At 59.5% G+C, this 20,856-nt stretch carries 21 protein-coding genes; 10 read left to right on the top strand and 11 right to left on the bottom strand.

Annotated elements, in window-relative coordinates; translation table 11 throughout:
• Nucleotide 1: 1 nt before the first annotated feature.
• On the bottom strand, nt 2-886 hold the full coding sequence (locus AC3IT9_RS17200; RefSeq protein ID WP_489270470.1) for a LysR substrate-binding domain-containing protein: 885 nt from the start codon (nt 884-886) through the stop codon (nt 2-4).
• A 159-nt stretch (nt 887-1,045) separates the two neighbouring features.
• Between AC3IT9_RS17200 and ydiJ the strand changes: the two genes are divergently transcribed.
• Complete coding sequence (ydiJ, locus tag AC3IT9_RS17195; protein ID WP_489270469.1) at nt 1,046-4,069, top strand: D-2-hydroxyglutarate dehydrogenase YdiJ; 3,024 nt, start codon at nt 1,046-1,048, stop codon at nt 4,067-4,069.
• Nucleotides 4,070-4,107: 38 nt separating this feature from the next.
• On the opposite strand, the gene AC3IT9_RS17190 is transcribed toward ydiJ, so the two are convergent.
• Nucleotides 4,108-4,332 carry a hypothetical protein gene (locus AC3IT9_RS17190; RefSeq protein ID WP_489270468.1) on the bottom strand — a complete coding sequence of 75 codons (225 nt, stop codon included), beginning with the start codon at nt 4,330-4,332 and terminating at the stop codon, nt 4,108-4,110.
• A gap of 101 nt (nt 4,333-4,433) precedes the next feature.
• Nucleotides 4,434-4,703, bottom strand: a complete 270-nt coding sequence (locus AC3IT9_RS17185; RefSeq protein ID WP_150725514.1) for a hypothetical protein — start codon at nt 4,701-4,703, stop codon at nt 4,434-4,436.
• Nucleotides 4,704-4,882: 179 nt separating this feature from the next.
• Here AC3IT9_RS17185 and AC3IT9_RS17180 point away from each other — a divergent pair, with 179 nt between their 5' ends.
• Complete coding sequence (locus tag AC3IT9_RS17180) at nt 4,883-5,656, top strand: ParA family protein (RefSeq protein WP_423504269.1); 774 nt, start codon at nt 4,883-4,885, stop codon at nt 5,654-5,656.
• 166 nt (nt 5,657-5,822) lie between these two features.
• Here AC3IT9_RS17180 and AC3IT9_RS17175 read toward each other — a convergent pair whose 3' ends face one another.
• Nucleotides 5,823-7,958: a calcium-binding protein gene (locus AC3IT9_RS17175; RefSeq protein WP_489270467.1), complete on the bottom strand. Its 2,136-nt coding sequence runs from the start codon at nt 7,956-7,958 to the stop codon at nt 5,823-5,825.
• Between the two features lie 884 nt (nt 7,959-8,842).
• On the opposite strand from AC3IT9_RS17175, the gene AC3IT9_RS17170 reads away from it, so the two are divergent.
• The gene (locus tag AC3IT9_RS17170) at nt 8,843-9,649 is read left to right on the top strand and encodes a lytic transglycosylase domain-containing protein (RefSeq protein ID WP_489270466.1); all 807 of its coding nucleotides are present in this window, start codon (nt 8,843-8,845) and stop codon (nt 9,647-9,649) included.
• Between the two features lie 398 nt (nt 9,650-10,047).
• On the top strand, nt 10,048-10,398 hold the full coding sequence (locus AC3IT9_RS17165; RefSeq protein ID WP_489270465.1) for a BON domain-containing protein: 351 nt from the start codon (nt 10,048-10,050) through the stop codon (nt 10,396-10,398).
• A gap of 212 nt (nt 10,399-10,610) precedes the next feature.
• Here the strand turns inward: AC3IT9_RS17165 and AC3IT9_RS17160 are convergent, their stop codons facing one another.
• Nucleotides 10,611-11,744, bottom strand: a complete 1,134-nt coding sequence (locus AC3IT9_RS17160; RefSeq protein ID WP_489270464.1) for an aminotransferase class V-fold PLP-dependent enzyme — start codon at nt 11,742-11,744, stop codon at nt 10,611-10,613.
• Nucleotides 11,745-12,084: 340 nt separating this feature from the next.
• On the opposite strand from AC3IT9_RS17160, the gene AC3IT9_RS17155 reads away from it, so the two are divergent.
• Nucleotides 12,085-12,738, top strand: a complete 654-nt coding sequence (locus AC3IT9_RS17155; RefSeq protein ID WP_489270462.1) for a DUF2459 domain-containing protein — start codon at nt 12,085-12,087, stop codon at nt 12,736-12,738.
• A 94-nt stretch (nt 12,739-12,832) separates the two neighbouring features.
• Here AC3IT9_RS17155 and AC3IT9_RS17150 read toward each other — a convergent pair whose 3' ends face one another.
• The gene (locus tag AC3IT9_RS17150; protein WP_489270461.1) at nt 12,833-13,609 is read right to left on the bottom strand and encodes an alpha/beta fold hydrolase; all 777 of its coding nucleotides are present in this window, start codon (nt 13,607-13,609) and stop codon (nt 12,833-12,835) included.
• 308 nt (nt 13,610-13,917) lie between these two features.
• On the opposite strand from AC3IT9_RS17150, the gene AC3IT9_RS17145 reads away from it, so the two are divergent.
• From AC3IT9_RS17145 to AC3IT9_RS17130, 4 genes are all read left to right on the top strand, one after another.
• A complete protein-coding gene (locus AC3IT9_RS17145; RefSeq protein WP_489270460.1) occupies nt 13,918-14,439 on the top strand; it encodes a DUF3016 domain-containing protein in 522 nt (173 codons plus the stop codon).
• A 136-nt stretch (nt 14,440-14,575) separates the two neighbouring features.
• On the top strand, nt 14,576-14,788 hold the full coding sequence (locus AC3IT9_RS17140) for a hypothetical protein (protein ID WP_150725521.1): 213 nt from the start codon (nt 14,576-14,578) through the stop codon (nt 14,786-14,788).
• 247 nt (nt 14,789-15,035) lie between these two features.
• Entirely contained in the window at nt 15,036-15,185 is a 150-nt protein-coding gene (locus tag AC3IT9_RS17135; protein ID WP_489270459.1) for a hypothetical protein, read from the top strand.
• A gap of 316 nt (nt 15,186-15,501) precedes the next feature.
• A complete protein-coding gene (locus AC3IT9_RS17130) occupies nt 15,502-16,272 on the top strand; it encodes a hypothetical protein (RefSeq protein WP_489273527.1) in 771 nt (256 codons plus the stop codon).
• A 151-nt stretch (nt 16,273-16,423) separates the two neighbouring features.
• On the opposite strand, the gene arsH is transcribed toward AC3IT9_RS17130, so the two are convergent.
• The 4 genes from arsH to AC3IT9_RS17110 are packed head-to-tail and all read right to left on the bottom strand — an operon-like array spanning nt 16,424 to nt 19,285.
• The gene (gene arsH, locus AC3IT9_RS17125) at nt 16,424-17,119 is read right to left on the bottom strand and encodes an arsenical resistance protein ArsH (RefSeq protein WP_150725523.1); all 696 of its coding nucleotides are present in this window, start codon (nt 17,117-17,119) and stop codon (nt 16,424-16,426) included.
• Between the two features lie 11 nt (nt 17,120-17,130).
• A complete protein-coding gene (locus AC3IT9_RS17120; protein ID WP_150756654.1) occupies nt 17,131-17,601 on the bottom strand; it encodes an arsenate reductase ArsC in 471 nt (156 codons plus the stop codon).
• A 29-nt stretch (nt 17,602-17,630) separates the two neighbouring features.
• Nucleotides 17,631-18,914: an arsenic transporter gene (locus AC3IT9_RS17115; RefSeq protein ID WP_489270458.1), complete on the bottom strand. Its 1,284-nt coding sequence runs from the start codon at nt 18,912-18,914 to the stop codon at nt 17,631-17,633.
• A 23-nt stretch (nt 18,915-18,937) separates the two neighbouring features.
• Nucleotides 18,938-19,285, bottom strand: coding sequence for a metalloregulator ArsR/SmtB family transcription factor (locus AC3IT9_RS17110; RefSeq protein WP_150725526.1), 348 nt, complete (start codon nt 19,283-19,285; stop codon nt 18,938-18,940).
• A gap of 159 nt (nt 19,286-19,444) precedes the next feature.
• On the opposite strand from AC3IT9_RS17110, the gene AC3IT9_RS17105 reads away from it, so the two are divergent.
• Complete coding sequence (locus AC3IT9_RS17105; protein WP_489270457.1) at nt 19,445-19,948, top strand: GNAT family N-acetyltransferase; 504 nt, start codon at nt 19,445-19,447, stop codon at nt 19,946-19,948.
• 42 nt (nt 19,949-19,990) lie between these two features.
• Here AC3IT9_RS17105 and AC3IT9_RS17100 read toward each other — a convergent pair whose 3' ends face one another.
• Nucleotides 19,991-20,824, bottom strand: coding sequence for a DUF2950 domain-containing protein (locus tag AC3IT9_RS17100; protein ID WP_151214424.1), 834 nt, complete (start codon nt 20,822-20,824; stop codon nt 19,991-19,993).
• Nucleotides 20,825-20,856 lie beyond the last annotated feature (32 nt).

The following is a 20,856-nucleotide window of genomic DNA, read 5'->3' as shown; positions in this document are numbered from 1 at the left end:
GTCAGATTTGTTCCAGCAACCAGGTACGAAACGCGACGAGTGACGGCAGCATTTCGTTGCGCGGCGGATAGGCCAGGTAGTAACTGCGCTGGCTGGCAAAGGGCTGATCGAGGCTGATCAGTTCGGTGTTGGCCAGCTCGTCGGCCACCAGGATACGCGGTACCAGACCGATGCCGATGCCGGCCCTGACGGCCTGGATCAAGTGCGAGGTGAGTTCGAAACTCGGCCCCAACCGCATCATCCGATGGGGCAGGCCGTGGTGGCTGAACCACTCGCCCCAGACGTTGGCATTGTTTGCGACGTTGAGCAGCGTCTGTCCGCCAATGCGCTCCGGGGTCCAGATGTCATGGGCCTCGGCCGCTTGTGGAGACATGATCACCATCAGTTCTTCGGTGTGCAGGCGATGGCTGATCAGTCCCGGCAAGTCGGCGGTGCCGACCATGATCGCGGCATCGATCCCACTGGTTTCAAAGTCGATGGCATCGATCCGGGAATTGATGTGCACCAGCATGCCGGGATGGGTTTTGTAGAAGTCATGCAGGCGCGGCAATAACCACTTCGAGCCGAAGGTCGGCAAGGTGGCCAGGCGCAAGGTGCCGCTGCCTGATTGATAAGCCATGGCCTGCAACGTGGCGCTGCGGATGCGTCCGAGCGCTTCGCTCATTTCCCGCTGATAAAGACGACCGACATCGGTCAACTGCACTTGCCGGCCTTCACGGCGGAACAGCGTCAGGCCCAGTTGCTGTTCCAGCGCCTGGACCTGCCGGCTCACGGCGCTTTGGGTCAATGACAGTTCCATCGCGGCACGGGTATAGCTTTCATGACGGGCAGCGGCTTCAAAGGCCAGCAGCAGCGACATCGAAGGGGTGAGGTGACGGTAATTCATTCGTAAAAGTCATCGATAGCGGCAGGATTATCCGTTTGTCTGGTGCCACAGCCTGCAGGATCATTGGCGTACCCGACGACCTGAGGCTGACCCATTAATGCTCAGGCGACAAGTGTTTTGAGTTTTCCCGTGATTAGACCGACAAGAGAACAGCCTGCGATGATCGCTCAGTTGCCCACCGTTGCACTCGCGGCACAGTACCCGGAATTTCTTCAAGCCCTGCGTGCCAGCGGCTTTCGCGGCCAGCTCAGCGCTGACTACGCCACCCGCACCGTGTTGGCGACCGACAACTCGATTTACCAGCGGCTGCCGCAAGCGGCGGTGTTCCCCCTGGATGCAGATGACATCGCACGCATCGCGACCTTGATGGCCGAGCCACGCTTTCGCCAGATCAAGCTGACCCCGCGCGGTGGTGGCACCGGCACCAACGGGCAGTCATTGACCGATGGCATCGTGGTCGACCTGTCGCGGCACATGAACACCATCCTCGAAATCAACGTCGCCGAGCGCTGGGTGCGGGTGCAGGCGGGCGTGGTCAAGGATCAGCTCAATGCCGCGCTCAAACCTCACGGGCTGTTCTTCGCACCGGAGTTGTCGACGTCCAACCGTGCCACCGTCGGCGGCATGATCAACACCGACGCCAGCGGCCAGGGCAGTTGCACCTATGGCAAGACCCGTGACCACGTACTGGAATTGCACAGCGTGCTGCTCGGCGGTGAGCGCCTGCACAGCCATCCGCTGTCCGACGCGGAACTGGAGGCGGCTTGCGCGCAGTCCGGCCGTATCGGCGAAGTGTATCGGGTGGCGCGCAATATCCAGGAGACCCAGGCCGATCTGATCGAATCGGTATTCCCCAAACTCAACCGTTGCCTGACCGGTTACGACCTGGCGCACCTGCGCGACGAGCAAGGGCGTTTCAACCTCAACAGTGTGCTGTGCGGTGCGGAAGGGTCATTGGGCCACATTGTCGAAGCCAAGCTCAACGTGCTGCCGATTCCCAGGTATTCGGTGCTGGTGAACGTGCGTTACGGCAGCTTCATGGATGCGCTGCGTGACGCCGATGCGTTACTGGCGCACAAGCCATTGTCCATCGAAACCGTGGACTCCAGGGTGTTGCTGCTGGCGATGAAAGACATCGTCTGGCATAGCGTCGCCGAGTATTTCCCGACGGACGTCGAGCGCCCGACGCTGGGCATCAATCTGGTGGAGTTCAGCGGTGACGACGTGGTGCAAGTGAACACGCGCGTGGCGTCGTTCGTGGCGCATCTGCAGGCCGACTCGACGATTGAGCGGCTGGGCCACACGTTGGCAGAAGGCGTCGAAGCCGTGACCCGCGTGTACGTCATGCGCAAACGCTCGGTCGGGCTCTTGGGCAACGTCGAAGGCGAGGTTCGCCCGCAGCCTTTCGTTGAAGATACCGCCGTGCCGCCGGAGAAACTGGCCGACTACATCGCCGAGTTTCGTGCCTTGCTGGACAGCTATGGTCTGGCGTACGGCATGTTCGGTCACGTCGATGCCGGTGTGTTGCACGTGCGTCCGGCGCTGGACATGAAAGACCCGTCCCAGGCCGCGCTGGTCAAGCCGATTTCCGACGCCGTGGCCGAGTTGACCCGGCGTTACGGCGGGTTGCTATGGGGCGAGCACGGCAAGGGTTTGCGTTCGGAATACGTCCCCGGGTTTTTTGGCGAGTTGTACCCGGCATTGCAATCGCTCAAGGGCGCGTTCGACCCGCACAATCAGCTCAACCCCGGGAAGATATGTACGCCGCCGGATGCTGCCCAGGGCTTGCTCAAGGTCAACGAAGTGACGCTGCGCGGAGATCTGGATCGGCAGATCGACGAGCGCGTCTGGCAAAGCTTCGGCACCGCCATGCACTGCAACGGTAATGGCGCCTGCTACAACTACGACCCCAATGATGCGATGTGTCCCTCGTGGAAAGCCACCCGTGAGCGCCAGCACTCGCCGAAGGGCAGGGCGTCGTTGATTCGCGAATGGTTGCGTCTGCAAGGCGCGGCCAATATTGATGTACTGCAAGCAGCCCGCGGCAAGTTGTCGTGGTTGCGCGGGTTGCCAGCACGGTTGCGTAACAACCTGGCGCGCTCGCGGGGCGAGGCGGATTTTTCCCATGAAGTCTATGACGCGATGGCGGGCTGCCTGGCCTGTAAATCCTGCGCGGGACAATGCCCGGTCAAGGTCAACGTCCCGGAATTCCGTTCGCGTTTTCTGCAGCTGTACCACGGTCGCTATCAACGACCGCTGCGTGACTACCTGATCGGCTCGCTGGAGTTCACCATTCCATACATGGCGTATGCGCCGGGTCTTTACAACGCGGTGATGGGCTCGAAATGGGTGAGCCGCCTGCTTGAGCGACAGGTCGGCATGCTCGACAGCCCGCTGATCCACCGTTATGACTTGCAGGCCACGTTGACCCGTTGCAAGGTCGCGGTCGCCAGCGTGCCAGCCCTGCGCGAACTGACCGTGGCACAACGTGAGCGCAGCGTGGTGTTGGTGCAGGACGCCTTCACCCGTTACTTCGAAACGCCGTTGCTGGCGAGCTTTATCCAGTTGGCGCATCAGTTGGGTTATCGGGTGTTTCTGGCGCCCTATAGCGCCAACGGCAAGCCTTTGCACGTGCAGGGTTTTCTCGGCGCCTTCGCCAAGGCGGCGATCCGCAACGGCAATCAGCTCAAGGCGCTCGCCGACTGCGGTGTACCGTTGGTGGGACTGGACCCGGCGATGACGCTGGTCTATCGCCAGGAATATCAAAAAGTACCAGGGCTCAACGATTGCCCGAAGGTCTTGCTGCCTCAGGAGTGGTTGTCCGATGCGTTGCCGGAAAGCCCGCATCCCGCGACCGGGACATTCCGTTTGTTGGCGCACTGCACCGAAAAAACCAATGTCCCGGCCAGCACTTCGCAATGGGAAGCCGTTTTTGCCCGGCTCGGGCTCAAGCTGACGACTGAGGCGACCGGCTGCTGCGGCATGTCCGGAACCTTCGGCCATGAAGCACGTAACCAAGGCCGCTCACGAACCATTTTTGAGCAGTCCTGGTCCGGCAAACTGAACAAAAACAGCGAGGCGCTGGCCACGGGATACTCCTGTCGCAGTCAGGTGAAGCGCTTTGCCAACCTGCAATTGCGCCATCCATTGGAGGTTGTGTTAGAGCATACGCTCGCGAAGTGAAGAGGAGCGCTCGGTTGAATCATCGCGCCGATGTCGGCTCAGTAGCCGTTCTTGATATTGCTCCAGGAGCGCGTGCGGACACGATCGACCGCATGGGACTGCGGTTGCAGGGTGAACAGCGTGGCTATCACCTGCGCAGAGGGGTAGATGTTCGGGTTGTCTTGCACCTCGGCCGAAACCAGCGCGTTCGCGTCTTTGTTGGCGTTGGCGTTGGCGGTGAGCGCCAGATTGGTAGCAGGCGCAATCACTTCGGGGCGCAGCATGTAGTAAGACAGGCGCCAAATGGCCGGTGTTGTGCCCCTTGGGAAACAACACCGGCCAGTCGAAGAGAAAAATAAACGGTCGCTGCCGACGAAGATCCCAGCTACTTGCCATTCCTGGCATGCGCTACCTTCGCTCGAATACCATCAAAATACTGGGACTTCAGCTCTGTCGTTAACGGGCCAAGGATGGGGTTTGCTTTGAACCGGGCCAACAGATGCTCAATCACCCGATCCACCTTGGCGTAGGCAGCAGTGACGCTTGAAGGCACCAGCGGATCAAACTCAATCCCTTCCATCTCGATATCGAGTGTTTTCAACACGGGTTCGGCGTCCAGGATCTGGTGGCGTATTTCATCCGGCGAGCATTGCATTGTCGACCTCCTTGTAATGCCATAAGTACAGACACGCCTCTGGTTAACTGCATGTCGGATGACGCAGTCAACGCATGGCAGCCACTGTCTTAAAAATGAAACAAAATTGTCGCTTAGAAATATTGCTGAAATATTTCAATCCTATGATCGAGGGAGAACTTTTTCAGGTTACCTCCCTCATGCGTCGAGTTGTGTTCAATCAAAAAGGAGGCGTTGGCAAATCAAGCATCGCCTGCAATCTCGCGGCTGTCAGTGCTGCCGAAGGCTACAGGACGCTGCTGGTGGATCTCGATCCGCAGGCTAACTCGACCCAATACCTGACAGGACTGACCGGCGATGATATCCCCATGGGGATTGCCGATTTCTTCAAGCAAACCTTATCCAGCGGCCCGGCCAGCAAAAAGAACCGGGTGGCCATCACTGATACTCGCTACGACAATCTGCACCTGGTCACGGCCAGCCACGAGCTTGCTGATCTGCAGTCAAAGCTTGAGTCAAAATTCAAGATCAACAAGCTGCGTCGCTTGTTGGTAGAGCTTTCCGAAGATTACGAACGTATTTATATCGATACGCCGCCTTCCCTGAATTTCTATACGTTCAGCGCACTGATCGCCGCCGACCGCGTGCTGATTCCTTTCGATTGCGACAGCTTTTCTCGTCAGGCGCTCTACAGCGTCATCGCGCAAGTGGCCGAGTTGCAGGCTGACCATAATGAGTCGTTGATCGTGGAAGGTGTGGTGGTCAACCAGTTTGTGGCGCGTGCCAGCGTGCACCAAATGCTGATCGACGAGTTGCTGGCCGAAGGCTTGCCGGTGTTACCGGATTATTTGAGCAGCACGGTCAAAATGCGGGAGTCCCATGAAACGTCGGTGCCCATGATCCACCTGGCGCCACGCCATAAGCTTTCATTGGAATTCGTCAGTCTGTTTTCCGCTTTGGAGCGGGCCAGTTGATCGCAAAAGCAACGTTGACGTTTCAGCATCCAGCGATGGGATAGCACGCCTTGGTTCCCCTTCTGGTTTCACTGCTACCACAAAGCACTCCAGCCAGGCCCCAGGCCCAGACGCGAGCGACTCGGCATGCTCACGCCATCACTCGGCGTGAGCATGCGCCGATCACTCAGGTAAAGGCGAAGTCCGCCTCGGTGATGGCGGCCTGTGGGACGCCAGTCAAGGTGATGCTTCCCACATTCGGCTGACCAGTGACGGTTATGACGGCCTCGCCGAACTGTTCTCCAACGGTGAGACTCGCGAAGGTGAAACCGCTGGTGCTCAGGTCGATCAGGTCAGTGCCGTCCTCGAAGTCGAAGATGGTGTCCGCTCCCCACACCGCACCGAACTGGAACTTGTCCGCACCGAGGCTCGGCTCGAAGAAGACGTCACCGACCATGAAGTCGTCGACGCTGCTGCTCACCAATACGTCGGCGCCTACGCCGCCTTCCATGACGGCGCCGCTGGCGCCCGCGGTCAAGGTGTCGTTGCCGGCGTCACCGTCGAGGTTGGACTGGAAGCCGAAGGGGTCGTCGCCCCCGAACAACTGGTCGTCGCCATCACCGCCACTGGCATTGGCGAATTCCTGGACGATCAGGGTGTCGTTGCCGGCACCGCCGAGCAGCTCGTCGAAGCCCGGGCCGCTATCGATGACGTCGTCACCGCTGCCGCCGTCGAGGAAGTCGGCTCCTTCCAGACCGAAGATCTGGTCATTACCGCCCAGGCCGAAGATGCGATCGTCGCCATTGGTGCCGGTGAGCACGTCATTACCCTCGGTGCCGGCGGTGATGAGGATCGTGTTACGACCGAAGTCGCCCGCCGTCAGGTTGTGCGTGCCCTGCAGGCGCAGGGTGAAGTCGAGGCTGTCGAGCACACCGTCGTCGTTTTCGTCGGCGATCAGCCAGGTATTGCCCGGGCGCAGGCTGTAGAACAGGTCGGTCACGCCGTTGCCACCGCCCACCAGTACGGCGCCCAGTTGCGGATTGACGTTGAACTGGCCGCGGAAGAAGAACTCATTGTTGAGTTCCAGGGTGTCGCCGCCCACTACGCCAGCGCCCTGGAAGTCGACCAGGGTGTCGAAGGTGGCGAAGGGCGAGCTGGGGTTGAAGCCGGTGAAGAACTCGAACTCGTCGTCGCCGGCGCCACCGGTGAGACTGTCCTGGCCACCTTCACCCATGATCAGGTCGTTGCCGGCGCCGCCATTGAGCATGTCGCTGCCGGGGCCGGCGAACAGTTCGTCGTTGCCGTCTTCGCCGAAGATCTGGTCATTGCCGTCGCCGCCGAAGAAGTCGTCGTCGCCCACGCCGCCGTTGAGGACGTCATTGCCGTCGTCGCCGTCGAGGGTGTCGTTGCCTTCGCCGCCATTGACGACGTCGTTGCCAGCGCCGCCGGACATGGTGGTGTCGTTGCCGGCGCCACCGTTGATGATGTCGTTGCCATCATTGCCGGTCAGAAGGTCGCGGTCGGCGCCACCATTGATAATGTCATTGCCGTTGCCGCCGGAGATCCGGTCGATGCCCGCGTCACCGTTCAGGGTGTCGTTGCCGTCGCCGCCATTGATGATGTCGTTGCCGCCATTGCCGTTGATTACATCGCCGCCGCCCAACCCGAAGATGGTGTCGGGATCGTTGGTGCCATCGATCACATCGCCGCCTTCAGTGCCGCGCAGGACGAAGGCGGTGGTGCCGAAGTCGCTCCTGACCAGGTTGTGGATGCCGTCCAGCTGCACAGCGAAGTCAGTGGCGTCGAAGATGCCGTTGTCGTTGGAGTCGGCGAACAGCAGGGTGCTGGCGGCGCCGAGGGCGAAGAAGACTTCGGTGAAGCCGTTATTGCCGAAACCGAGGCTGGTTCCCACAGTGGGTACGCCGTTGTGGGCGCCCTGGAAGACCAGGCGGTTGGGGAAGCTGGAGAGCCGCAGGATGTCGCCGCCGACCACACCCGCACCTTCGAAGTCGGTGACGCGGTCCTGGCTCAGGGAGCTGGACTCGTTACCGGTTTCCACGGTCCAGAAGTAGCTGTCGATGCCGGCACCGCCGGTGAGGATATCGGCGCCTAACCCGCCGTTGAGAGTGTCGTTGTCGTTGCCTGCGAGAAGTGTGTCGTTGCCGAGGTCGCCGAAGAGGTCATCGTTGCCGTCACCGCCGTCGAGAGTGTCGTTGCCGCCAAGGGCGAACACGGTGTCGTTGCCGGCCAGGCCGGTTATTTGGTCGTCTTCCTCAGTGCCGAGCAGAAAGTCATCACCTGGGGTGCCAGGGATAGTAGCCATGGTTCTACCCTCCGTTGATGGAGATGGTAAGCGTGTACTGCGTTACAGCAGATCGGGGCTAATTAGACAAGCCAAAGGGTCACAAGTACGCCACTTTGACCTCACCGTTTATCGCGAATGCAGCCGAGTTTTGATGAGCCCTGGAGCATTCGCCAACCCTCCACAGCTGCCACATGGCTAGCTCCGGAGTTCCAGGGCAGGAGGGGTTGAAAAGCTGTCATCCCCCGGTGACTTGATGAAATATCATGAAACACATAAGGCTTCCCGGCGTGAACTTTCACAATGTTCTACCGCACAGAGTGAGTGACTCAGGAGGGGGAGACTCGCACTGCCAAATCCACTCGTAGCTTGGACTACGGTCCGGGGTGCGTGGGGTAATTCAGCAGCTGTGACATTCGTTTACTTCGGGCATTGAAAACGTGATTGATATTCGCATAGGGTCGATAGCTACCCTTTACGACAGGCAGCAATCGGCCAGAAGGAGGCATTCGTTTGCGTCGGGATGCCCCCTATCCAGTCGTCAGGCATTAAGCACTGTTGAGATGGTCGCGTATGAACTCGATGAACCGCTGGGTCTTTGCAGGAAGCAGCCGAGTTGCGAGTGCGCACCGTGCGCCTGACTGATGCGGACGGCGTGGCGAAGACCTTCGGGCCGGGGGATTCGTTCGTGGCGGCGGCGGGGTTCAAGGGAACCTGGGAACACATCACGCCTGCGCCTCGCCTGGGAGCGCCGGCAGCCCGTACGTCAACGCAAGTTCCAAGGCCGGTTACAAAGGGTATAACTATCAGAACAAAAGGCGGGTCACCCGGAATAGGCCCTCCAAAGGCAGCGCCCGGGCCAGGCGCCCCAGGCCTGATCGGCGCCTGCGGCGCGGAGCGATGTGATGAGTTCCAGAGCATGGCGATGGGCTCGCAAGAGCCTTCTTGGCTGTATCGAGCTGGCCGTGCTGGTCGCTCCACTGTGCGCCAGCGCCATGTTCAAGTGCCAAGCCAGGGACGGAACCATCAGCTACACCAGCCAAGCCATCGCCAGCGCCCGCTGCACTCGCCTGAATGGCATGGCGGGCGCAGGTAGAGGCGCCAAGGCAATGGCCCTGCCACGGGTTGTGCGGGACGACGACTCAGGCGCGGTGCGGATTCGGGTGTACACCTTCATCCACAAGGGTATTCGTCAATATGTGAGCCGGCGCCCCGTCGGGATCTCCGCACGGGTCGATGTCCTTGAGCTCTATTACATCAAGGGCTGCTATCTGTGCATGGCGCCGAAGGATTTCAAGGTCACCTCACTGCGCCTGGACACCCAGTCCTATCGGCGAGAGATCGAAGCCGCTTCGGGTCATTATGGTGTCGACAGGGCGCTGGTCCGCGCAGTGATACATGCCGAATCGGCGTTTCGCCCCAACGCCATTTCCGAAGCCGGCGCCCAGGGGCTGATGCAGTTGATGCCCGCCACCGCCGAGCGTTTCGCCGTGGACGATCCGTTCGACGCACGACAGAACATTCGTGGCGGCGTGCGCTACCTGGCCTGGCTGCTCAAGCGCTTCAACGGCAACCAGGTACTGGCGTTGGCAGGTTACAACGCCGGCGAAGCGTCCGTGGTCGAGTACAACGGGGTGCCTCCCTACGCCGAGACGCAATCCTACGTCACCCTCGTGCAGTCCTTGACCGAACGCTATCGCAACCATCGCTAGTACCGTAGGGCGCATAACCCGGAATAGGTAATACGCCGGCCCCTCCACGGCGGATAACGCTGGCGCGTAATACGCCCTACGAAAGCAATCAGGTTCCGCGCTCGACCGATTCTGTCGGTCGAGATCGGCAGCTATGGGTTGATCAGGGCTGATCGCAATAAGGACTGTTTGGCGTGCTCTGTAGGTGTTGCGCCTGGCACAGAGCGACCAAGGCGGACGTTCACGGGGACAGCGCTCTGACCGCAGGCAACGGCCGTACTATAATTAATTTCTGTCTATGTTTGCGTGGCGAGCGCTCCAAAACGAATCAGGTATCCATAGCGTTCACCTGAGAGGCAGAGGGCGGCACAGCAAATGGGATGGACAGTACGTCTGATTACGCGAGAGAGGGTTCAGCCATGAAAATTCACTCCTTCCAGCATTACTCTCATGGTCTGGAAATGGCCGTTCACGATGCATGGATTACCGCCAAGGTGAAGTCGGCCCTGGCATTTTCCGATCCGACCCTTAGCCTGCATATCAATGTCAAAACCCATGCGGGCATAGTGGGGTTAAGCGGCCGCGTCAACACTCATAGACAGTGTGAACAGGCCATTGGTCTGGCCCGTTCGGTTCATGGTGTCGCCGAAGTCGATGCCAGCGACCTGCAGACCCATGTGTTCACGCCAGGGAGTTTTCCAGAAGCGCCCAACGCCGAAGAGAGCACTGAGCGCCGGCCACAATCGTCAACAAAGATGGACGAAAAATGACAATGGCAACTTTGTAGGCGCCGCGCTCCCAGTCGGGAACCGAGGGCGGAGGGAAGCTGAATGCCTGTGTGCCCCAGAGTGAATCGCACATGGTTTCGTGGACATTTGCGACTGACTGCTTATGGCCGATTTCTGCCTGTCGCCACAGTCTGCTTTGGGTCGATCCAAGTCATACAGCCGCCAATCATACGCCCCGTGAAAGAGATGAGGGCTTAGTTAACCATCACCTCGTCCAGTGCCTGCTCGAGGGTGCTGACCGTGCGCTCGATATTGTGCAGCTTTTCGAGTCCGAACAGACCGATGCGGAAGGTCTGGAAGTCGGCCGGCTCGTCGCATTGCAACGGCACTCCGGCGGCGATCTGTAGGCCGTGGTCGGAAAATTTCTTGCCGCTCTTGATGTCGGCATCATCGGTGTAGCTCACTACTACGCCAGGGGCCTGAAAGCCGGCTGCGGCCACGCTTTTGATGCCTTTGCCGGTCAACATTGCGCGCACCCGATCACCCAGAGCCTGTTGTTCGCCGCGGACCTTGTCGAAACCGTAGGCTTGCGTCTCTTTCATCACTTCGTTAAATCGCGCGAGGGAATCGCTGGGCATGGTCGCATGGTAGGCATGTCCGCCCTGTTCGTAGGCCTGCATGATCTGAAGCCACTTTTTCAGGTCGCAGGCGAAGCTGCTGCTATGCGTCTGTTCGATGCGCTCGAGGGCCAAAGAACTGAGCATCACCAGGGCGCAGCAAGGGGAGGCGCTCCAGCCTTTCTGCGGTGCGCTGATCAGCAGGTCGACTGCGCATTTCTGCATATCAACCCAAAGCGTGCCTGAGGCGATGCAGTCCAGCACGAACAGGCCACCCACCGCATGCACGGCGTCGCCGACGGCCCGCAGGTACTCGTCGGGCAGGATAATCCCTGATGAGGTTTCAACGTGGGGGGCGAAGACAATCTGCGGCCTCGAAGCCTGAATGGCTGCCAGCACTTCATCCAGAGGGGGTGGGGCGTAGGCAGCCTGGCGACCAGTGTCGACCGGTCGGGCTTTCAGCACCGTGGTGGCCGCCGGGATGTTGCCCATCTCAAGGATCTGGCTCCAGCGATAACTGAACCAGCCGTTGCGTATCACCAGACATTGCTGGTCGGTGGCAAACTGTCGCGCCACCGCTTCCATGCCGAATGTGCCGCTGCCCGGGACCACCGCAACAGCCTGGGCGTTGTAGACCTGTTTCAGGGTCCTGGAAATGTTCTTCATCACGGCTTGAAATGACTGCGACATGTGGTTCAGCGAGCGGTCGGTGTAGACCACTGAGTACTCGACCAGCCCCTCAGGATCGATACCGGGATATAGCTTTGACATGGGGTGACTCCTTTGGCAGAGATGTCAGTGGTATCGACCCTGCCCTAAGCCTTGGCAAATGACAAGATTGCTCGGGATTGAATTGCGACTTCTCAGGCAATTACCTATGCACAAGTAAAATGGTGCAACTGCCCCCAATCCGGTTGGTCGACAACGATGGCGCAACGCAGCAATCAGGTTACACCTAGCCTGTCCACTGACTGCTTATGGCCGATTTCTGCCTGCCGCGATTGCCCATGGATGCCTGCTTGATGGTGCGAGCCAGCTTCTATGCTTGTATACAGCACCCACCCCTGCCGTGGTTTTCCACGTTCGTTAGCGAGCCTCCAAACCCTTGTGCATGCGCATTGTAGTGCTGGTCCTGATCCTGACGCTGTTCGGCTGCGCTACCGCGTCGGACCCGCCGAGGGGCGAGGGTGGCGATTGGCGGTCCTTCTATGTAGTGAATCATGGCCTGCATACCGGGTTGGCAATTGCGCGCCCCGATCTACTTCAGGTGCTTCCCGCACTGGCCGAAGAGTTCGGCGACGGCGACTTCGTTGAGTTCGGCTGGGGTGACGAGGACTTTTACCGAGCCCCACAGGCCACCTTGAGCCTCGCCCTGCGAGCCTTGTCCGGGTCGACGGCAACCGTGCTGCATGCGGTCAAGATTGACGGGGACCCCAGGCGGCGTTTCGCCGCAAGCGAGGTCATCGAGGTGCGGGTGACGGAGGACGGCTACCGGCGACTGCTCGTGTTCGTGGCCGGGACCTTCACCCACTCAGCGACGGGCACCTTGGCGGTGCTCGGGCCTGGCCTGTATGGAGAGAGCCGGTTCTACCAGGCCGAGGGTAGCTATTCGCTGTTTTATACCTGCAATACCTGGGTCGCAGAGGCGCTGGCCGCGAGCGGCTGCCCAATGTCGCCTACAGCGGTAATTACGGCGGGGAACGTCATGTCGCAGTTACGCCGGGCGACAGCGGTCGGTGCAGCCTGCCTGGTTACCCATCAGTGAGTTTAAAAAACTGACTGCAGCGCCCGTCGTCTAACCAGACGTGGGGTACAGACACTGTCGGCACGAACAAAGCAGCGCGTCGACAGTGCAAATCTCAGTTGATATGGCTGCCCACTACTTCACCAATTCGCTGAGCAATATGCTCGGCGTGGGTCTCCAGCGCGAAGTGGCCAGTATCCAGTAACTCGACCACCGCATTCGGGTTGTCACGCTTGTAGGCCTCGGCACCTGGCGGAATGAAAAACGGATCGCCCTTGCCCCAGATCGCCAGCGTTGGCACTTGGGTATCTCGGAAGAATTGCTGGAACGCCGGGTACAGTTGCAGGTTGTTCTGATAGTCATAAAACAGATCGAGCTGGATGTCCTTGTTACCAGGCCGCTCCAACAAAAACGCGTCCAGATAATAACCCTCGGGTGCAATGAGTTCGGGGTTGCTCACGTCTGCCACATACTGCCAACGTGTGCCTTCCAGGTGCAGGATGGCATCGTTGATCACCTGGCGATTGGCTTGCGTCGGCTCGGCCCGATACTGGCGGTTCGGCGACGGAAGTGGCGGCGGGTGACGGGCTTTTGCTCGATCAATTGATGTTTTATGACCGCACCAAGTCGCACAAACGGCGCTGGTGCAGCATGGCGATATGCGGAAACCGGCATAAGGTCGCCGAGTTCCGCAAGCGACGTCAAAGTGCTGCGGACTAGGCATTTCGATTGCCCCGCTCAATGGCGACCAGATGATCAACAAGCTCATCGACGTATTACGAGGGGATATCAAGGCCATCCATGAGAAGCGCCGGGAGGGCTGGAAAACGAAAAATCCCGGCATCAGGCCGGGCTCTCTGTAGAGGGGCCAAATCCCTTTGGCTGTTTGCATTTTGCTTTGTGGATGTGACGAAGGTGTGACGGGGCAGATACAAAAAGCCCGGCACGGTTGTGCTTCATACCGTACGTCTAATGCGGTGAATTCCCTCAAGTGTTCCGACTTCAACCGTAAAACACTTGGGAGAAGGGGTATGTACGAGGACGCGAAGGCACTGGCGTTTTCCGCCTGGCATGAGTTGCTGATGTGATGTCAATTAACAGTCTCCGCGATAGATCATGTCTGTGCCCTGACATGCACCTCAGGCGTAAACTAAAAACGGTGCAGCATGCATTGAAAAGCGCTGCACTTGGAGGTGAGCCATGCGCTCCATTACCGTTTACACCTCGATCGCACTGCTGGCGCTATTGATGGTGCCACTTGCCACCGCAGCGACTTCGGTCGAAGTCGTCTTCAAGAACCCCGAAAAATTCAGCGATGCCAGCCTTGATAGTCCGGGCTATGAACGTGGTGCCGATCCTTATGTCATGAAAGAGCTGCGTAGCTACATCCGGAAGCTTGGCGAGCGGTACCTGCCCCCCGGCCAGCACCTGCAAATTGAAATACGCAACATCGACCTGGCCGGTCGCTATGAACCTTGGAGGCCTAATGCCTATGAGGTGCGCTTCATGCGCGACATCACCTGGCCGAGCATCGATCTACATTACGTGCTCAAACAAAACGGCCAGATCGTGAGCCAGGCCGACGCCAGGGTCATGGATCAGCTCTACCTCCAGCGTCCGGGGCGTGCCAACAGAAGTGACAGGCTCTACTCCGAGAAGGCCATGCTCTCGGACTGGTTCCACAGACAATTCGCCGGGCAACATCAGAGCGGGTTGAATTGAACCACCCTGCACTCTGAATCACCCGTCCGGTATGGGACGTATGAGTCAGAAACGCAAAGCCTGATGCCGTACGTCGAATGCGGTGAATTCCCTCAAGTGTTCCGACTTCTACCGAAAAACACCTGGGAGAAGGGTCATGTACGATGACGTGAAGGCACGGGCGTTTTACGCTTGGCATGAGTTACTGATGAACCCCGAAGATCAGATGGATGCGCAGCAGCAGTACGACGAACTGCTTCGGCTTGCTGACAATTTTCGGAAGAAAGGAATTATTGATCCGAAAGAGCGCAAGACCTTGATAGAGATCGCGACAGTTGCCTATGCCCGCACCGTGGAAGGTGCTGGGTAATCGAATCGCAGGCAAAGAAAAGCCCGCGTGGGGAGCGCGGGCTAAAAAATCACGAAGGAGCTGTGTGCACCCTATATTGCGAGTGGTGAAAAACTTGTGAAAGTGCAGAAAAAAGCCCGGCAATGGTCGGGCTCTCTGTAGTTGGGCCAAATCCCTTTGGCTGATCGCATTGTGCTTGGTGAGTGTGACGAAGGTGTGAAGCTGTCGTTGGCCAAAGGCTGCAATCGACTGTGGATTCAACCGGTCGATGCAACACATCGAAACCCTGGAGGCCAAGCGGCTCTCCGATAGCTTCCTCGCCAAGCAGATCGACGAGCAGTCGTCCAATGCCAGCACGGGCAGGGAAGCCTGTGCCATGACGGGGTCTTTGAAATACTCCGGTTCTCTGGACGCGTAAGTCTGCTCCCGGTTTATTCCATTGAAAAAACCACTCGTTCCATGTGTCAGTCCCGATTCTGTTTTTTTGAACTCGGGCTGAAAGCACTTATCCAAAAAAAATGTGGGATTGTTTCCCACGCAACGATGCCAACTGGCTCTGAGGGATCGTGCGGATACCGCAGTGGCTCGTTAATGCTGCAGATTTATGGCCGTGCCGGTTGGGCGGCTGCTCCAATGGGCGGCCGGGAACTCACTGGACATTGCGTTCGATACGGAGATGAGTACGCAACTCCATGCGGAGGTGCATCATGCTGCTCAAGAAATGTTTGTTGGCTATGGCCATCGGCGGAGTCCTGTCGGCATCGACTGTCCTGGTGCCCGATTACATCGGTAGTTTCTCCAGCGTGTATGCCAAGGATGGCGGCGGCGGTGGCGGTGGCTCCGGAGGCGGTGGTCACGGTGGTGACGGCGGTGGCGGTCACGGTGACGGCGGCGATGGAGGAAAGGGTGGTGATCATGGTGCTGCAGGCCATGACGGCGACGGTCATGGAGGCCCGGGGCGCGGCGATGCTGACCATGGTGGTGTAGCCGGGAACAAAGGCCCGGGCAATGCTCATGACAACGACGCTGACGACGCTGATCATGATGCTGACAACGATGCTGACAACGATGCCGCCGATGCAGCCAGGGACGCGGCCAGGGCTGATGCCAATGCAGCCCGGGACGCAGCCAGAGCGACTGCGGATGCAGCCCGTGATGCGGCAAAAGCGACTGCAGATGCAGCCCGGGACGCCGCCAGGGCTGAAGCAGATGCCGCCCGGGATGCCGCAAAAGCTGCTGGCGTAGCTGGCGCCGAAGCAGATGCCGCCAGAGACGCTGCCCGGGCCACCGCGGATGCAGCCAGGGACGCCGCCAAGGCCGAAGCAGATGCCGCGAGGGATGCTGCCCGGGCTACCGCGGATGCCGCGAGGGACGCAGCCAAAGCCGAGGCGAAGGCAGCCAGAGAGGCCGCAAAAGCCGTGGCGAAGGACGCCAGAGAGGATATGGCGGACGCCCCGGATGCTCCGGACGAACCGGATTTCGACGCGGTTGAGGTAGAGAACTGAACCTGCACGTTCGACAATGAACACGGCAGGCATACCGAAGAAAACGTCCCGGGAGCTTGAGGGACGTATCGGCAAAGAGTCGCAAGCCCTGAAACGTCGTGGGGTTTGCGACTTTTTTTCGGCTATCGAGCCTGGGGGAACATTTCTACAGTCAGATCGACCGCTGATTCACGCGCTGAGTCAGTTCCTCTGCAGACTCTTTGCGTTCCGAGTAACGGTCAACCAGATCGGGGCGATCCCGTAGCAGCAGGGTAAATTTCACCAGTTCCTCCATGACGTCCACCACCCTGTCGTACAGCGACGAGGGTTTCATGCGATTGGCGTCGTCAAACTCCAGAAAAGCCTTTGGCACGGAGGATTGATTGGGGATGGTGAACATGCGCATCCAGCGCCCCAGCACACGAAGCTGATTCACCACATTGAAGGACTGGGAACCGCCGCAGACTTGCATGACCGCGAGGGTTTTTCCCTGGGTCGGGCGAACGGCGCCCAACGCCAACGGCACCCAGTCGATTTGTGCCTTGAACACCGCAGACATGGAACCGTGGCGCTCTGGCGAGCACCAGACCTGTCCTTCGGACCATTGCATCAGTTCGAGCAGTTCCTGGACTTTCGGGTGATCGGAGGGCGCGTCGTCCGGTAGCGGCAGGCCAGATGGATTGAAGATCCGTGTCTCGGCGCCGAAGTGTTCGAGCAACCGGGCCGCTTCCTCGACCAGCAGGCGACTGAACGACCGCGCACGAGTCGAACCGTATAGCAACAGGATGCGCGGCTTGTGCTGGTCGTCGCGTCCATGGGCGATGGGCTGGGTCAGTGACGTGTCGAGATGGGGCAGGGGATGGGTCATGGGAGCTCCGGTCAAAGCGTGCCGATACGGTCGAGTTCTCGCTTCAGCGCATCGCGGTCAAGTTGTGCAAAAGGCAGGTCGAGCAATGCCCGGCAGCGCGTTTCGATGCGCGCCAGGGTTGAGTGGAACGCCGCCGATACTGTCGCTTCATCGCCCTTGATGTCCGATGGGTCTTCCAGGCCCCAATGAGCTTTCAGTGCCGGCCCGAAGTACACGGGGCACGCCTCACCGGCGGCCTTGTCGCAGACCGTGATGACGATGTCCGGCGGGTTGGCTTCGAAAGCCTCATTGCCTTTGCTGCTCAAGCCGTCGATGGCGATGCCGGCTTCTTGCAACGTGCTCAGGCTGCGGGGCAGCACCTGGCCCTTGGGGAAGCTGCCGGCACTGATCGCCTCAAAACCTTGCGGGGCGAGATGGTTGAACATGGCTTCGGACAGGATGCTGCGACAGCTATTGGCGGTACACATAAACAGAACGCGCATGGTGACTCCTCTTTGCAGTCGCACAGGGGCTAAACGCTCAGGCGCAGGGCCAGGGCAGACAAGGTGATGAATAGAATCGGCAGCGTCAGGACCACGCCGACCTTGAAGTAGTAACCCCAGGTAATGCGGATGCCCTTGCGCTCCAGTACATGCAGCCAGAGCAGGGTGGCCAGGCTGCCGATGGGGGTGATTTTTGGGCCCAGGTCGGAACCGATGACATTGGCGTAGATCATGGCTTCACGCACCACACCGGTGGCGTCGCTGGCCTGAATCGACAGGGCGCCCACCAGCACCGTGGGCATGTTGTTCATGCCCGATGACAGCAAGGCCGTGAGCAGGCCAGTGCCCAATGCGGCGCCCCAGATGCCGAATTCGGCCATGCGGTTCAGGGCCATGGTCATGTAGGTGGTCAGTCCGGCGTTTTTCAGCCCGTACACCACCAGGTACATGCCCAGCGAAAAGATCACGACCTGCCAAGGCGCCTCACGCAGCACCCGTCGGGTGGAAATCACATGCCCACGCGCTGCCACAGCGAACAGCATCGCGGCACAGACTGCTGCGATTGCACTGACTGGAATACCCAAGGGTTCCAGCGCAAACAGCCCGATCAGCAATAGAGCCAGGACAAGCCAGCCGACGCGGAAGGTCAGGGGATCACGCACGGCGCGTCGCGGATCCATCACGTCATCGAGAGAGTAGTGCCTGGGGATGTCACGCCGGAAAAACCGGTACAGCACCACGAGCGTGGTCGCCACGGCAACGAAGTTGACCGGCACCATGATGGCGGCGTACTCGCTGAAGCCCAGGTCGAAATAGTCGGCCGAAACGATGTTGACCAGGTTGGACACCACCAGGGGCAGGCTCGCCGTGTCGGCAATGAAACCGGCCGCCATGACGAACGCCAGGGTAGACGCTGGCGAAAAACGCAGTGCGAACAGAATTGAAACAACGATGGGGGTCAGGATCAGGGCTGCACCGTCATTGGCAAACAGAGCGGATACGCCGGCCCCCAGCAGTATCGTGAATACGAACAGGCGCCGTCCGTCCCCCTTTGCCCAGCGCGCTACATGCAACGCCGCCCACTGGAAAAACCCGGCCTCATCGAGCAGCAGACTGATGATGATGAGCGAGATGAAGGTCGCGGTGGCGTTCCAGACAATGCCCCACACCAGTGGAATATCGTCCAGCGTCACGACGCCGGCAAGCAGTGCCAGGATGGCTCCCAGGGAGGCGCTCCAGCCGACGCCCAGGCCCTTGGGTTGCCAGATGACCAGCACCATGGTGAGCAGGAAAATGCTAAACGCAGTAAACATGCACAGTCTCGATGAGTGAAGGGTCAGCAGCAGGCGGAAGTGTTGAGCGGACGGTCGCCCATCGCGGCAAGGCGAGTGCTGTTGCCCGCAAGCCAGTCGGCGTTTGCCAGCAACGTTGTTTCGAGAACGTCGCGAACCCACGCGGGCAGATCGGGGTTGAGCCGGTAATACACCCACTGCCCCTGGCGGCGGTCGAGAAGCAGGCCGCAGCCGCGAAGCTGGGCGAGATGGCGGGAAATTTTAGGCTGACTGTCGTCCAGGGCGCAGACCAGCTCACACACGCATAACTCGCCTTCACGAGTGATGAGCAAAGTGGCCCGGGCGCGGGTTTCGTCAGCCAGACATTTGAATACGGCGGCAGGATTGAGCATTGGCGTGGCTCGATACATATGGTTATTCGAATATACGATTTTCCATATGTATTGTGCAAGCCGCTCGGGCTCGAGAAGGGGAGGCCTCGGCCCGGCCAGGTTGTTCAGGTATGAGATAGACTCGAGCCTTTTCGGCACAAGGCACAGGAGAGGTAGTGAATGGAATCATTTAGCGTACGCGAGCTGAAAATGACTGACGCTCAAGCGTTGCTGGCTTTCGAAATCCAGAACCGTGAATGGTTCGAATCCCATATCGATGCGCGCGACCCTTCCTTTTACTCGTTGCAAGGGGTCGCCGATCATATCGAAAGTTATTTATCCGATTTCGCCATCGGCGCCTGGCACCCCTTTGTCATCGAGGATTCCAGCCAGAGAATCGTCGGTCGAGCCAATCTGAAAAGCATCGACTCATTGACGGGTTCCGCGCAGGTGGGCTATCGGATCGGTCAGCGCGCATGCGGCCAGGGGCTGGCAACACTGGCGCTGAGGCACCTGATCCAGGAGGCACGGATGCGCTGGGGACTTGCGCAACTGGTTGCGTATGCCTTCAGGGAAAACGCCGGCTCCAGAAAAGTACTGGATCGGTGCGGATTCAAGCTTGAGCAACCCTCCTGTCACGACAACAAGGGGGGCGAAGACCGATTCGTCCTGTCGATCAGATAACTGCTTTCAACCGTTCCGCAGGCTTGTAGCAGGTCACGCCTGCTACTCCTGATCTTCAGCCACCTCTTTCCAGCTGTCATCCGGATCAAAGCGCTTCATTGCCAGCGCCAGTTTTTCACCACCGGGGCCCAGGTCTTTCTCGAACACCTGTCCTTCATGACTGATCATGAAACTCATCACGCCGGTGTCGTTGTATTTCACCGGCCAGGCGATCAGCGCAAAGCCCCGGCTCATCTTGTCACCGATGAGGTAGCTGTAGGCACCGCCCGGTGCCGAAGGACCCTGGCCATGAAGGATGCGGAAGCGGTAACCATGCCACTCTTCGTCGGCAATGGCTTTGCCGAACGAAGGCCCCAACGGGCTGATCTGGTCGCTGTCGTCTTCGGCCCAATAGAGTCCGTCGTGCTTGCCGGGGGTGCTGAAGATTTTCTGCGCATACTCGAGTGCGCCGTCATCGTCTCGATCCACTGACGCATAGTCCATCTGGGCGTCGTGGTAGGCCAGCACCGATTGCACCGCGGCAAGTTCATTGCGGCCGATTTGACGTGCACGGATCTCGGCACTGCCGGCCTTCATGTCGAAGCGCCAACCGTCCGCGGCTTTGGTCATGGGGATGGGCAGTGTCCAGTTCTTGCTGCCAACCGCCAGGATGGCCTTGCGGTCGCTGGTGTTTTCAATGTGGTGTTGCTCGCGGTACTGCTGCAAGAACGCATCCACATCTTCGCGCTGTACGCCTTCGCGGGGGATGTAGCTGTGCCAGTCGCTGCCCAGCAGCTCGGTCAGGCGTGCCTGGTCGGAGTGTTCGGTGCCCAGTGCTTCGACAAAGGCTTGTGCTGCCTTTTCCGGGGTTGGAAAGGCCTGCTGTGCCGTCGCCATGCACGACCACAACAAGCCGGCGGCTATCGCCA

This window comes from Pseudomonas sp. KH_046_1 (assembly GCF_057839025.1).
Note: the sequence above shows the minus strand (reverse complement) of the source record. Positions and strands in the feature narration are given on the sequence as shown.